The following is a 14241-nucleotide window of genomic DNA, read 5'->3' on the forward strand; positions in this document are numbered from 1 at the left end:
CATTAGCGGTGTTACTTTTTCAGCTTAGCAAAGGCGTCAGCAAAGGCATTACCCATAGCGGCATTAGCTGGGGCCTTTTGCGGTTTATGGGCTGACTTTTGCCCTGATTTATTCCCGCTAGCTTTATGTGTAGGCTTGCTGTTGGCTGATTTAGATTGATTAGCGGTTTTCGCTGTGGGTAGTGCTTCATCAAGGCGCATACTTAATGCGATACGGCGACGCTCTACATCCACTTCCATCACTTTAACTTTAACCACATCACCCGCTTTAACTATGGTGTGAGGATCGCTAACAAACTTGTCAGTGAGTGACGAAATATGCACTAAACCATCTTGATGTACGCCTACATCGACAAAAGCGCCAAAGTTAGTCACATTGGTGACCACGCCTTCTAGGATCATCTCTAGCTTCAGGTCTTTAAGCTCTTCAACACCTTCTTTAAAGCTGGCGGTTTTGAACTCACCACGAGGGTCACGCCCAGGCTTGTCTAGCTCTTTCAAGATATCGCTGATGGTGGGTAAACCAAATTCATCAGTAACAAACTCGGCAGCATTTAGCTGGGATAACAATTCGCTATTACCCATTAAGCTGGCCACAGTTTGCTGCTTGGCACTGGCAATTGCTTCAACCAATTTGTAGGCTTCAGGGTGAACAGATGAACCATCTAATGGATTTTTAGCATCGCTAATACGTAAGAAACCGGCTGCTTGCTCAAAGGCCTTTGGCCCTAAACGCGCCACTTTAAGCAATTGTTTACGGCTTTCAAATTTACCGTTTTCATCGCGGTAGTTAACCACGTTTTTAGCTAAGGTTTTATTTAAACCGGCCACCTGCGCCAATAATGGTGCTGATGCCATATTTAAATCAACGCCCACGCCATTTACACAATCTTCTACGACCGCTTCAAGCGAGCTTGATAGTTGGCTTTGGCTCACATCATGCTGATATTGGCCTACGCCAATGGATTTTGGCTCAATTTTAACGAGTTCAGCTAATGGATCTTGTAGTCGACGGGCAATCGATACTGCGCCGCGGATCGATACATCTAAGTTAGGGAACTCCTCAGAAGCCAGCTCTGATGCTGAGTACACTGATGCGCCCGCTTCACTGACCATCACCTTGGTCAAGCTTGGATGCGTCTCTTTCATAAAGCTCATCACTTCAGCGGCTAATTTATCCGTTTCACGTGAGGCGGTACCATTGCCAATGGCGATGATCTCCACTTTATGCATTTTTATCAGGTTCGCTAAAGTGCGGATTGACTTGTCCCACACGTTTTGCGGCGCATGAGGGAAGATAGTGGTATGGGCCACAAACTTACCGGTGTTATCGACAATCGCCACTTTAACGCCGGTGCGCAGCCCAGGATCTAAGCCCATGGTTGCTTTAGCGCCAGCAGGCGCTGCCATTAATAAATCACCTAAATTACGGGCAAACACATTAATGGCTTCAGCTTCAGCGCGCTCACGCATTTGGCTAATAAACTCGGTTTCCATTTGCAGCGCAATCTTGATGCGCCAAGTGGCGGTAACCACAGTTTTAAGCCACTGATCGACACTCGAGTCTGAAAACTTTAGTTTGAAATGATCGGCAATAATCACCACGCAATAACTGCTTTGCGCCACTTCAGCTTTAGGGTCTGCATTCATCGATAAATTGAGCGCACCTTCATTGCGGCCGCGCAGCATGGCCAGGGCCCGATGGGAAGGCACTTTGGTAATAGCTTCAGTATGCTCAAAGTAATCGCGAAATTTTGCGCCTTCTTTTTCTTTACCTTTAACTAGGCGGCTTTCAAGCACTGCCTGTTGGCTTAAATGCTTACGCACTTTTTGCAGTAAATCTGCATCTTCAGCAAAACGTTCCATTAAGATAAAACGCGCGCCGTCTAAAACCGCTTTCGCATCGCCAAAGCCGGCGTCGGCATTGATAAATTCAGCCGCTTTTGCTTCAAGATTAATACTACGATTAGCCAGTAAAAAGTCAGCTAAAGGCAACAAACCAGCTTCAATAGCAATTTGACCTTTAGTGCGGCGCTTCGGTTTAAAAGGAAGGTATAAATCTTCTAGGCGGGTTTTGCTGTCAGCGGCATTAATGGCTTGCTGCAATGCTGGGGTTAATTTGCCTTGGGTATCAATGCTAGAAAGAATAACTTGTCTGCGCTCGGCTAATTCACGTAAATAGCTTAAGCGACTATTTAGGGTTCGCAGTTGCGCATCATCTAAACCACCAGTGGCTTCTTTACGGTAGCGGGCAACAAAAGGAACGGTAGAACCATCATCGAGTAAGTTAATCGTCGCTGAGACTTGTTGCTCACGAACATTCAGTTCTTGAGCGATTATTTGAGCAATACTTGGCATAAAAGGTCTATTTGGCTTTGAATAACAAATGAGGTCAAAGATAGCATAATCAACCGCAAACGTTTATGAACAATCGATGATTTTGTGCTATTTATCTAAGCTAACTTTAGCCGTTAGCAAAGCCACACACTGTTAAATAACCGCTAAATCAGCCGCTAAAACTGCGAAATTTAATTAATAATATTACTTATGATTAATTTAATTAATAACCATTCTCATTAAACTTATTATATTAAATGCTGGTTACAGATTGTTGCAAATATTATTGCGCACATATTGAGTTGGCGTGCAGCCTGTTGATTTAGAAAAATATCGGCTAAAACTTGGTAGATCTTTAAAGCCACTTTCATATGCTGACTTTTTTATATTACCTTTATTATTTTTCAAAATAGTTATAATAGAATTCATTCTGGTATTTTGAATCATGTCTTTTACACAGCAGTTTTCAGTTCTAAGTTCACGCTGTAAACCCCTTTCTGAAACCCCAATTGAATTGGCAAGATTGGGTAAACTTAATGCTGACGGTGGAATGCTATTCGCGGCAGCTTTTACCCGGTCACTACTAGAAAGTGTTAGCTTATTTTCAGCCATTACCGGGTTAACATCTCGTTCATCTTTTGCCACTATCACTGACATTGACTGACAGTTAAAGGTCACATTATCAAACAAGTCTACATCAACACCATAGAATGACCGCTCGAATGGTAACTCAATAATTATGATAGACTTTTTAGTGATTAAGCAACCTAAAATATGCGTGAGACAGGCATAAATAAACAAGTCATCATATTTAGATGCAATCGCTTGAGGAGCACGTTTAGCCACTAAAGCTAAACTGTGCTGCGTTTCAATATTGCGCCAATTAAGATCTGAAACCTGGTTATAAAATTGGGTAAATGCCAGCAGCTTTTGTGCATCACTTACCTCTGCTGACAAGTCGATATCTGTAAACTTGATGATCCGCTGAATAAAATATTGCATTAAATCAATAAAGAAATACTTATTGTCACAATTATTTTCTATATAACGTAATAAGTTAGTAATGGTATTAAAACCAATCAAATCTGTATCTGCAAGATATTTAAAGTGGTTATATTCATCAGGTAATGGAAAATTAATTAACTCGCAATATTCACACACAATCTTGGTGTGAACAGCTGGCCGGCACTTATATTTTATCATCTGAAAACATCTAAATAATATCCACATTTATTGGGCGGTTATTTTATTTGTTTTTGCTACTCAAGATGCTGACACGGATCACATATGTCGTTTTCTGATAATTCAATTGTATCGATTAGATTTCTACACATCCCTAGAATACCCCCTCTTAATTAGTACACTTTTTAACGTTTGATTTAATAAGGTCAGGTAACTTGATGAACTGGTATCGTAAATTCATAACCTATATCAGCATAACGCTCTGTTTATGCTCATTTAGTGCTATCTCTGCGCCATGGGATGACATGCCAGCAGACCAATTAGAGCAACAATTAGTTGAAAAGTTCGCTGCTGGTAAGTATTCCCCTAAAGGGGCAGACAACTGCTTAATGTGTCACCGCAAAAATGACAAAGTCATGGATATCTTCAAAGGCGCCCATGGCAACTTAACTAATAGTGACTCGCCAATGGCGGGGCTGCAGTGCGAAGCTTGTCATGGACCACAAGGTAACCATAACCGTGGCGGCAAAGAGCCAATGATCCAATTTGGCCAAGACAGCAAGTTATCAACCCAAGCACAAAATACCGTTTGTCAGGGCTGTCATAACGATCCAAAACAAATGGCATGGCATAACAGCACCCATAATCTTGAAGAAGTTGCCTGTGCTGATTGCCATAACATCCACGCAGCTAAAGATCCTGCCCTAGACAAACTAACCGTTAACGATACCTGCACTAGTTGTCATAGCCAAGAAAAAGCTGACATGAATAAGCGCTCATCTCATCCACTAAAATGGGATCAAATGACCTGTGTTGACTGTCATTCTCCCCATGGTTCTATGACTGAAAGCGCGTTAAATAAACCTTCTATTAATGACACTTGTTATAGCTGTCATGCAGAAATGCGCGGCCCAGTGTTATGGGAACATGCTCCAGTGACTGAAAACTGCGTCACTTGTCATAACCCACACGGCAGCGTTAACGAATCTATGCTCAACAACCGTGCTCCGCAGCTTTGTCAGCAATGCCATGCCGATGATGGCCATGCCAGCCGCGTAGTACCACAACCAGGAATGGATGCCTTTGGCGGCGGCAAAAGTTGTTTAAATTGCCACAGCCAAATTCATGGTTCTAACCACCCTGCTGGCAGCTTGCTGCAACGCTAAATGAGGGCAACAACAATGAACTTTAAACTCAATATTATTACCGCCTCATTAGTGATTGCCTCAGCCCCCGCTATGGCGGCTGACTTTGCGGTAGGTAAAGCCAATACCGCTAATGTTGATCAGCAAAAATATCAATGTCAGCGCTGTGAAGCAAACACTGGCTATAACGGCAGTGTCAGTGTTGAAGCGGGTTACATTAGCAGTGATGATGTTCATGCTGCTAATGCCTTTGGCACTGACCAAGACGGTTTTGTTACTGCCGTTAGCGGTGATGTGAACTACCAAGGCGATAGCGGCTATCAAGCGAGCATTCAAGCTAACCAACTGGGTTTTGAAAACAGTTCAGCGAATGTCAGCGTCGGTAAAGCTGGATTGTTCTCAGTTGATGCCGATTACCAATTACTGACCACCTATCAGTCAGGTGATGCTCAAAGTCAGCTTTATTATGACGACGGCATGATGCTGCCAAGTGATGAGCCATACACCTTTGAGCTATCACAGCAACGTGAAAAAATGGGCTTTGGTGCCAAAGTTAAGCAAGATTTTTATCAAGGCTACCTGCGTTATGAAACCGAAGATAAAAGCGGTTACAAGAGCAGTAGCATTGTTACCCCAAGCCCGGTAAATATTGGTTTAGTTGTCGACTCGACCACTGATTCATTTACCGCAGGCGCCGCCCTTACTGGCGACAACTGGTTAACTGAACTGAGCTATTTTGGTAGTCAGTACAAAAATAATGTCAACGATTTAAGCTTACCGTATTCATACGACTTGTATGCAGCAACCCCTGACAATGAAGCTCATCAAGTATCACTGTCGGGCCAATATCAATTAGATCGCACTGTGATGTCAGGGCGCTTTATTGTTGGCCGCATGATTCAAGATGATGACTTAATTCAAGTGGCTGGTAACCCAATCCAAAACTGGGATGGTGAAGTCGACACCACTGATGCCAGCTTCAATATCACCTCAATGTTGAGCAACCGTTTACGTCTGGGTGCCAGTTATGACTACAGCAACCGTGAAAACAACAGCTCGGTATTTGAATTCCAGCAATACGACTTTAATAGCTTAAGTGGCAGCTTCAAAGAAAACGTTGCCACTGATATCGAACGCTCAAGCTATAAAGTGAATGCCAGCTACCGCATCAGCAGTGGTTACCGCTTACAAGCAGGTTACGATCGCAAAGATGTTGAACGTACTTACAGCGACCGCGAACAAACTAACGAAGACAACCTATGGGCCAAGTTCAGTATTCGCGCCATTGATAACGTCAATATCAATGTTAAAGCCAGCCACAGCAATCGCGGCGGCTCTGAGTATTTAACCAATGAGCTAACGTCATCTGAAGATAACAGCCTAATGCGTAAGTACTATCTTGCTGATAGAACCCGTAACGATATCGAGCTGCGCGTTAATCACAGCCCACTTGATTGGTTAAGCATCGACTTCACTGGACGCTACGCCATAGATGACTATGACGATACTGTTATCGGCTTAACGGAATCAGAAGATTACGGTTACGACATCAATGTAAACCTACAACTTAGCAAGCAATTATCAGCTTATGGTTTTGCCGGACAACAGTGGATTAATTCAGCTCAAGCTGGCAGCCAAAATTATAGCGACCCTGATTGGTACGCCGATATTGAAGACAAATTTATCAATATGGGCGCCGGCGTGAGCTACGGCGGATTAATGCAGGATCAACTGACTTTAGGGGCTGATTACCTATTCAGTAACTCAAGCAGTGATACCTACGTTACCAGTGATGGCACCACGCCATACGGTGATTATTATTCTTATAACCATAGCGCCAGCTTATATGCCAACTACGCCTTAAGTGACGACATGGCCTTAAAGCTGACGTACCGCTACGAACGCTATTACGACACCGATGATGCTCAAATATCGCCAAATGAAGTCCCTGGAATGGTGACGCTAGGCGAGCTTAATCACAATTATAACGCCCATCAGATCATGCTGAATTTCAGCTATCTGCTGTAGTCGTTACCAACGCGCTGAAAAAATTTTAGTAAGAGGATTTAATAATGGAACGCAGAAGTTTCTTGAAAATGAGTGCGGCTTTAGGTTGCGCTGCAACAGTAACCGGCTGTAACACCAGCTCAAAAGATGCCGAGCCACTACCACCAGAAGTACCTGTTGATGAGACCTTAACTTGGTCAGCATGCTTAGTAAACTGTGGTTCAAACTGCCCAGTAAAAGTATTTAGTCAAGACGGCATCATTACTCGCGTTGAAGCGGATCATGAAGTAGAAGATGAATACGGCCTACATCAAATCCGCGCCTGTGCCCGTGGTCGTTCATTACGTCAACGTACCTATGCAACTGACCGCTTAAAAACCCCAATGAAGCGTATTGGCGAGCGTGGTGAAGGCAAATTTATTCCTATTACTTGGGAAGAAGCAGCATCAACTATTGCTACCCAGCTAAACAAAACCATTGCTGAGCATGGTAACAAGTCTATCTTTAGAAGTTACGGTTCAGGTGCTTATTACGGTTTTGCATCAAACGCCTGCTTTAACCGTCTATTCAACTTAGTTGGCGGCTGCTTAAGCTACTACGGTAACTACTCTTGGGCGCAGCAAATTGAAGCGGCTAAGCATACCTTTGGTACTAGCAGTACTGCTGGTTCTTCAACAGTAACCTTAGATCAAAGTGACTTCTTATTAGGTTTTGCTTATAACCCAAGTGAAATCCGTCAATCAGGTTCAGGTGAAGGTTATGATTATCTTAATGCACTGCAACGTAACAACGGCCTAAAAGTAACCTTAATTGACCCGCGTTATACCGACTCAATGTTAGGTAAAGAAAGCACTTGGTTGCCGATCCGTCCAGGAACAGATGCTGCGCTTGCTGAAGCAATGGCATACATCATGATCAGCTCAGGTTGGGTTGAGCGCAATAGTATCGACTTCATTAATAACCATACTGTTGGTTATGATGCAGCGTCGATTCTTGCTCAAAAGCTAGCGTTTGAAACCAGCGGCGATGCCACTAAAATTGAATATGCCCAGCATATGAACTCTGAAGATAACTACTATGATTACATCATGGCACAAGGTATCTACAGCGATCGCGCCCCGCGCACACCTGAATGGGCAGAAAGCATTACTGGGATTCCAGCAGCTAAAATAAAACAGCTTGCTGACGATTTAATGGCAGCCCAAAAACCCTACATAGTTGCAGGCGCTGGCGTTAACCGTCAGGCAAATGGTGAGCAATCAGTCCGCGCCATTTATATGCTTAGCGTATTAGCTGGTAAGTTAGGTGTTGAGGGCTCATCAAACGGTGAGCTACCAAACATGACAAGCGCATACCGTGCAGGGATCCCAACTGGCGCTAACCCAGTTAAAGAACAGATTTCATTCTTCTGCTGGTCTGAAGCGATTCACAATGGTGAAACCATGACGGCTCGTACTCATGGTGTTACCGGTACTGACGGTTTAGATACCCCACTTGGAAACAACATCAAAGTGATCATCTCTGCATCTGACAGTTCACTACTGAACCAACACGCAGACATTAATGGTACGGCTGAAATCTTAAAAGATGAAAGCGGCGTTGAATTAATTGTCTCTTGTGACTGTTGGATGACGCCTGGTGCTAAATTTGCCGACATCATCATTCCTGATACCTCTTGGTTAGAATCAAATGACTTAGTTAATGACTCATATGCATCTGGTTCGCTTGACTATATTACTGCAATGAAAGCAGCTGTAGACCCAATTTGGGACTGTAAGTCAATGTACCAAGTATCAGCAATGATTGCTGATGCTATGGGTGTTGGCGCCGAATTTACCGAAGGCAAAACTGAAGATGATTGGTTAGAAGAGCTTTATCAGCAAACGAAAGCAAATGCCGGTAACGCAGATATCAAACCAGCCTTCCCAGCAACGTACAAAGAAGCACAGGACATCGGTTTATTCCGTAACAACACTCATAATCGTCACGTGGCACTAGAAAGCTTCGTCAATGGCGGCGAAGCACTATCAACGCCATCAGGCAAAATTGAAATCTATTCAGCTGAACTTGCTTGGCGCGCAGCGAACTGGGAACAAGACAAGTACAAAGGCGACATCATCACACCACTACCACAGTACACAGTGACTTGGGATGGTTATGAAGATGAAGACACTAAAGAAGATTACCCACTGCAATTAGCGGGTTATCACACTAAAGGTCGTACTCACTCAAGCTATCACAACGTACCTTGGTTACGTGAAGCGGTAGAAGATGCGGTATGGATTAATGCCATTGATGCCCAAGAATACGGTGTGGCTTCTGGTGACAAAATCGAAATGTATAACGAACGCGGCTCAATTGAAGTGGTAGTACGTATCACTCCACGTGTTGCTCCTGGCATTGTGGCTTTAGGTCAAGGCGCTTGGTTCTCTCCCGATCCAAATGGTCGTACAGGTTCAACTGGTAAAGTGATTGATATTGGCGGCGCGATTAACTCGCTGACTAAATATGCACCAAGCCCAGTTGCAAAAGGCAACCCACAGCACACAAACCGTGTTCAAATTCGTAAAGCTATTTAATGGAGGCTACCATGACCGAATCAACTCAATACAGTTTCTACCTTGATACGACTAAATGTACAGGTTGTAAAGCCTGCCATATTTCTTGTAAAGACCGTCAAAGTGGCATTATTCGCGAAGGCGATAAGCCAACAGAAGGCGGTGTACCTGCATTAAATGGCGTTAATTGGCGTCGTGTTTATGAATACGGCGGTGGCAGCTGGAATGTAGACCCAAGCACAGGCTCTTTTGAGCAAAATGTGTTTAGCTACTATGTGTCAATTGGCTGTAACCATTGTAGTGAGCCTGTTTGTGTTAAGGCGTGTCCTACGGGGGCGATGCATAAACGTCGTGAAGACGGCTTAGTCCATGTGGCAACTGACTTATGCATTGGCTGCAGTAGCTGCGCCAGAGCTTGTCCATATGATGCACCGCAATTAGACCAAGAACGTAAAGTGATGACCAAGTGTGATGGCTGTTACGACCGACTAGCAGAAGGCCGTAAGCCTATGTGTGTTGACTCTTGTCCAATGCGCGCAATGGACTTTGATACCGTTGAAAACATTAAAGCTAAATATGGTAATGGTGATGCCCATATCGCACCCCTACCACCAGAAGGTATTACTTCACCTAATTTAATAATAAAAGCGAATAGAAATGGCGGCCAACAAGGTGACATTCTCAATTTTGCAGAAGTATAACTAAATAATGGCGCCCTTCGGGGCGCCTTTTAACAGGAATGAAATAATGACAGACGCGACTACTCATGATGCTTACTTAGAGCTACAAGCTATTGCACGTTTACTGCATAACGTTTTATTGGACTATCCAACCGAGGATTCAATCCAGTATTTTGTCAGCAATCAATTAAACCTGACTTGGCCTGCACTACAAGACTCTGAGGCCAATAAGCAAGGTAAGTCATTATTAGGCCAATTCTTCTCACAATGGCACCCAGAACAAATCAACGACATTAAGCTTGATTACGGCCAGCTCTATTTTGGTCCCGGTGAGCCTAATGCTATGCCTTGGGGCTCAACTTACCTAGGCGAGCAACAAATCCTCAATGACGACTCGACCATTAGCCTAATGAACTTTTACAAGCAATTAGGCATTAGCTTCGAGTTGAAATTTAACCAACCCGTAGACCATATCGCTTTGTTCTATGCGGTTATCGATCAATTACTGCAGCAATTAATTGATGAGCCAGACAATAAGCCAGCTAAAGAAGCGCTTATGGTGTTATTGCAACAACACATGTTGCCATGGTCAGGTCGCTGTCACGAACTCGCTATAAAACATGCTGAAACCGATTTCTATAAGGGTATCGCCCTACTAGCAAGCGATTTTGAAAACGTATTAGCTAAGACATTAAATATCATCCCAATGCCAATGCGTTTATTTCGCTAGTAGGAAAAGCTTATGAGTGTCATTCGATCCGTCGCCCAGCAGTGGAACAAAGCAGACTTTGCCCAGCAATTACAATTGTACTTTGCCCAAGATAAGGCCATTGGTGAGTTATTTGTCGGCGCAACGCCTTGCTCGACAGTGTGCAGCCTCATCGCCGCGATGATCGAATTACCGCCCAAGCCTAAAAATGAACATTACAGCATGGATATGGAGCAGGTTTTTGATACCTTGTTTCAGTGCTTTTTATTGATGTTTATTAAGGAGCTGGAACATAAACTGCTGACACAACCTGAGCAGTTAATTATGTCGTTGGCGGTGCATTATGCACAAACCATTAGAGATGATGCGCAATACGCCAACTCAAACCTACAAGACAACAGCCAACGAGTGTTAACCGCCATGGCGCGTTTAGAATCTGAGCGCAAGCAACAGCGTAAACAGCAATATAATATGGGTAAATGTTAACTGCGATAGTAGTTGAAACGATAGTAGTTGAAACGATAGTAGTTGAAGTGATACTAGCTGAATCAATACTAGTTGAAGTGATAGCAGCTGAAGTAATTAGGACTGTAGCAAATGCGGCTCCACTGGTGAATAACTAACGGATTCACCAGTCACTCATCGGCAGCTAAGGTATTATTTAGTAAGCAAGAATTCACTTGGGGAAATGCCCATAGTTTGATTAAAGATTTTAGTTAATCTGCCCTGATCGGTAAAACCACAATCACACGCGGTCAGCTTAATATTGCCATTATTCATTTCTAATAATCTGCGCGCTTTTTTATATTTAACATTATTAATTAATGTCTTAAGTGATATTCCCATTTCTTCAACCACTTTTGTTAATGAACGTGGTGAAATACCTAATATAAATGCCAAAGAAGAAATATTAAGCTTATTAATTGGGATCATATTACTTGCCGCTATAAGCAAATCATAATCAGTAATTCTTTTACTTAGAAACATCGGATTATAAACTTTACTATCACACAACTTAGAAACAGAAAACACAAACTTACCCACATTTGTATCATTCGTGCCGAATTTTGTATCAACAGGAAAATCTAAATACTTTAAATACTCTTCACTCTTTAAACTGAACTCTGCTGTTATCGTTCCTGTGGCAGAAATATTTGGCTGACTCATCATTTTAATTAAAAAACTATAAAGTAATAAGTCATTAAATTTCCCATGTAAAGCAGACTTAGAGACTAAACTAACTGTCTCATTCGTTTCCAATAAACTCCAATTGTGATTAATTCTCATCCCATGAATATTTTCATAAAAATCAACCAGCTGAGAAGCCATATCGGCATCATTTCTCGGGGGTACCATTCGATAAAATGCTTGCAGCCAAGTGTCTGTGCATACTTTCATTAGTTCGCTAAAAAACTCTGCGTTATTTGTTTGTTGCTCAATACATTCCAACATTTTAATGGGAGCACTGCTACTGATTAAATCATCATCAGACAAACTTCTTATTACATCAAACTCTTCTGGCAATATAACATTATTATCTTGGCAATAATTTAAAATTGCTTTAGCTGTTAAAGCTGGTCTTACTAAAAATTTAATCATAGACACCTCCTGTGAATACTATAAAACAACCATTATTTTTTGCCTTTACATTTAAATTGTTTGTGACCGAGTTCAAACAATGTTTTTTTTAGAAAACGATAAAAGGCGAAATATACACAGGTAAAAAGTAAAATATATTTAGTTACTGGTATGTGTAGATTGGTTAAAATTATTAAGGTGCCACGATGAAACATAGTAAATGTTATTCCAGATTATTGACCTTGTTGTTATTTGGTGGCAGCGTTTTAACAGCTAATGCCACCCCATGGGATGACCTCAGTTCAACACAATTAGAACAACAGTTAGTTGAAAAGTTCGCTGAAGGCAACTACTCCCCTAAAGGCGCCGACAACTGCCTAACCTGTCACCGTAAAAATGAAACCGTCATGGACATATTTGATGGCGTGCACGGTAACATTGCCAGCAGCGACTCACCTATGGCAGGCCTACAGTGCGAAGCTTGTCATGGCCCTCAAGGTAACCATAACCGTGGCGGTAAAGAGCCGATGATTGCTTTTGGCAGCGACAGTAAATTGTCTGCCCCAACCCAAAACACCGTTTGCCAAGGTTGCCATAACGACCCAGAGCAAATGGCGTGGCATACCAGCACCCATAATCTCGAAGAAATTGCCTGTAGTGATTGTCACACCATTCACGCAGCCACAGATCCTGCATTAGATAAACTGTCGGTTAATGACACTTGTACTTCATGTCACACCCAAGAAAAAGCCGACATGAACAAGCGCTCATCACACCCAATGAAATGGGACCAAATGACCTGTATTGATTGTCATGCTCCCCACGGTTCAATGAGTGAAAACGCCTTAGTTAAACCAACCGTTAATGACACCTGTTATAGCTGTCACGCTGAAAAACGTGGTCCCTTCCTATGGGAACACGCGCCAGTCACCGAAAGCTGTGTCTCATGTCATAACCCCCACGGCAGCGTCAACGACAATATGCTTGATAACCGCGCACCGCAGTTATGTCAGCAATGTCATGCACCCGATGGTCACGCCTCTCGCGTGGTACCAGAGCCGGGAATGGATGCCTTTGGTGGTGGAAAAAGCTGCCTTAACTGTCACAACCAAATTCATGGTTCTAATCACCCAGCTGGCAGTCTGCTGCAACGCTAATGGAGAGCAAGATTATGTCATTTAAATTGAATCTTATTACCCTGTCACTGCTGGCGGTATCCACCTCTGGCATGGCAGCTAACTTCGGGGTTGGCAACGCCAATACCGCCGCGGTTAATACCCATAAATATGAATGTAAACGCTGTACCAATGTTGCGGGTTATCGCGGTGAAGTGAGTGTTGCTGCAGGCTATAACGACATCAGTGACATTCACGCTGGCAATGCCTTAGGCACTGCCAAAGAGGGCGGTATTGCAGCTGTCAGTGGTGATGTGCGCTTTAACAGTGAGTCTGGTTATCAAGCCCGTATTCAAGCCCATCAGCTAGGCATGGATAATGGCTTTGCTCATATCTCTGGCGGTAAAGCAGGCTTGTATAAATTTAGCCTCGATTATGATGCAATTAAAACCTATAAAGCCGGTGATGTAGAAAGCAGTCTGTGGCACAACGATGGCATGTTAACCCCATCTGATGCCATCAACAGTTTTGACTTAGCCCAGCGCCGCGAAAAAGTGGCCCTCGGCATGGAGTACGGTCAAGACTTCTATGGCGCCTTTGTGAAATACAGCCAAGAAGATAAAACCGGCCATAAATCAGCCAGCCTGGTATCGCCAAGCCCGATTAACTTTGGCTTACCCACCGATTCTCGCACTAAGCAGTTAGATGCTGGAGTGAACTTATCTGGTGAAAACTGGCTCACTGAGTTGAGCTACTTTGGCAGTTATTATGAAAATAATATCGACCACTTAAGCCTGCCTTATGCCAATGATGTGTACTCAGCAGCCCCAGATAACCAAGCCCATCAGGTGGCATTATCAGGTCAGTACCAGCTCAATCGCACCGTCATGAATGGCCGCATCGTGACAGGCCGTATGATACAAGATGACAA

11 protein-coding genes are annotated in these 14241 nt (G+C 43.3%); 8 read left to right on the top strand and 3 right to left on the bottom strand.

What is annotated here, in order from left to right:
• Positions 1–11 precede the first annotated feature (11 nt).
• Positions 12–2357 carry a Tex family protein gene (locus tag Q4591_RS03930; RefSeq protein ID WP_102476147.1) on the bottom strand — a complete coding sequence of 782 codons (2346 nt, stop codon included), beginning with the start codon at positions 2355–2357 and terminating at the stop codon, positions 12–14.
• Positions 2358–2600: 243 nt separating this feature from the next.
• Positions 2601–3539, bottom strand: a complete 939-nt coding sequence (locus Q4591_RS03935; RefSeq protein ID WP_303459485.1) for a helix-turn-helix transcriptional regulator — start codon at positions 3537–3539, stop codon at positions 2601–2603.
• A 284-nt stretch (positions 3540–3823) separates the two neighbouring features.
• Here Q4591_RS03935 and Q4591_RS03940 point away from each other — a divergent pair, with 284 nt between their 5' ends.
• From Q4591_RS03940 to Q4591_RS03965, 6 genes are read left to right on the top strand one after another with little or no spacing between them, the layout of a single operon-like run.
• Positions 3824–4684, top strand: a complete 861-nt coding sequence (locus tag Q4591_RS03940) for a DmsE family decaheme c-type cytochrome (protein ID WP_277869095.1) — start codon at positions 3824–3826, stop codon at positions 4682–4684.
• A 15-nt stretch (positions 4685–4699) separates the two neighbouring features.
• The gene (locus Q4591_RS03945) at positions 4700–6691 is read left to right on the top strand and encodes an MtrB/PioB family decaheme-associated outer membrane protein (RefSeq protein WP_303459488.1); all 1992 of its coding nucleotides are present in this window, start codon (positions 4700–4702) and stop codon (positions 6689–6691) included.
• A 44-nt stretch (positions 6692–6735) separates the two neighbouring features.
• Entirely contained in the window at positions 6736–9249 is a 2514-nt protein-coding gene (locus tag Q4591_RS03950) for a DMSO/selenate family reductase complex A subunit (RefSeq protein WP_303459490.1), read from the top strand.
• 11 nt (positions 9250–9260) lie between these two features.
• On the top strand, positions 9261–9929 hold the full coding sequence (locus Q4591_RS03955; protein WP_102476156.1) for a DMSO/selenate family reductase complex B subunit: 669 nt from the start codon (positions 9261–9263) through the stop codon (positions 9927–9929).
• A gap of 46 nt (positions 9930–9975) precedes the next feature.
• Positions 9976–10638: a molecular chaperone gene (locus Q4591_RS03960; RefSeq protein WP_102439422.1), complete on the top strand. Its 663-nt coding sequence runs from the start codon at positions 9976–9978 to the stop codon at positions 10636–10638.
• A 12-nt stretch (positions 10639–10650) separates the two neighbouring features.
• On the top strand, positions 10651–11103 hold the full coding sequence (locus Q4591_RS03965) for a hypothetical protein (RefSeq protein WP_102439421.1): 453 nt from the start codon (positions 10651–10653) through the stop codon (positions 11101–11103).
• Between the two features lie 171 nt (positions 11104–11274).
• Here the strand turns inward: Q4591_RS03965 and Q4591_RS03970 are convergent, their stop codons facing one another.
• Entirely contained in the window at positions 11275–12216 is a 942-nt protein-coding gene (locus Q4591_RS03970; protein WP_303459494.1) for a helix-turn-helix transcriptional regulator, read from the bottom strand.
• Between the two features lie 185 nt (positions 12217–12401).
• On the opposite strand from Q4591_RS03970, the gene Q4591_RS03975 reads away from it, so the two are divergent.
• Positions 12402–13352, top strand: a complete 951-nt coding sequence (locus Q4591_RS03975) for a DmsE family decaheme c-type cytochrome (protein WP_303459497.1) — start codon at positions 12402–12404, stop codon at positions 13350–13352.
• A 14-nt stretch (positions 13353–13366) separates the two neighbouring features.
• A partial coding sequence (locus tag Q4591_RS03980; RefSeq protein WP_303459500.1) for an MtrB/PioB family outer membrane beta-barrel protein occupies positions 13367–14241 on the top strand: 875 nt, incomplete at its 3' end.

The organism is Shewanella sp. 3_MG-2023 (genome assembly GCF_030548765.1).
Lineage (GTDB): Bacteria > Pseudomonadota > Gammaproteobacteria > Enterobacterales > Shewanellaceae > Shewanella.

What these genes read in the sequence shown, in the direction of transcription:
- Q4591_RS03930 (WP_102476147.1), bottom strand. Translation starts at nt 2,357, where the DNA reads ATGCCAAGTATTGCTCAAATAATCGCTCAAGAACTGAATGTTCGTGAG.
- Q4591_RS03935 (WP_303459485.1), bottom strand. Translation starts at nt 3,539, where the DNA reads ATGATAAAATATAAGTGCCGGCCAGCTGTTCACACCAAGATTGTGTGT.
- Q4591_RS03940 (WP_277869095.1), top strand. Translation starts at nt 3,824, where the DNA reads ATGCCAGCAGACCAATTAGAGCAACAATTAGTTGAAAAGTTCGCTGCT.
- Q4591_RS03945 (WP_303459488.1), top strand. Translation starts at nt 4,700, where the DNA reads ATGAACTTTAAACTCAATATTATTACCGCCTCATTAGTGATTGCCTCA.
- Q4591_RS03950 (WP_303459490.1), top strand. Translation starts at nt 6,736, where the DNA reads ATGGAACGCAGAAGTTTCTTGAAAATGAGTGCGGCTTTAGGTTGCGCT.
- Q4591_RS03955 (WP_102476156.1), top strand. Translation starts at nt 9,261, where the DNA reads ATGACCGAATCAACTCAATACAGTTTCTACCTTGATACGACTAAATGT.
- Q4591_RS03960 (WP_102439422.1), top strand. Translation starts at nt 9,976, where the DNA reads ATGACAGACGCGACTACTCATGATGCTTACTTAGAGCTACAAGCTATT.
- Q4591_RS03965 (WP_102439421.1), top strand. Translation starts at nt 10,651, where the DNA reads ATGAGTGTCATTCGATCCGTCGCCCAGCAGTGGAACAAAGCAGACTTT.
- Q4591_RS03970 (WP_303459494.1), bottom strand. Translation starts at nt 12,216, where the DNA reads ATGATTAAATTTTTAGTAAGACCAGCTTTAACAGCTAAAGCAATTTTA.
- Q4591_RS03975 (WP_303459497.1), top strand. Translation starts at nt 12,402, where the DNA reads ATGAAACATAGTAAATGTTATTCCAGATTATTGACCTTGTTGTTATTT.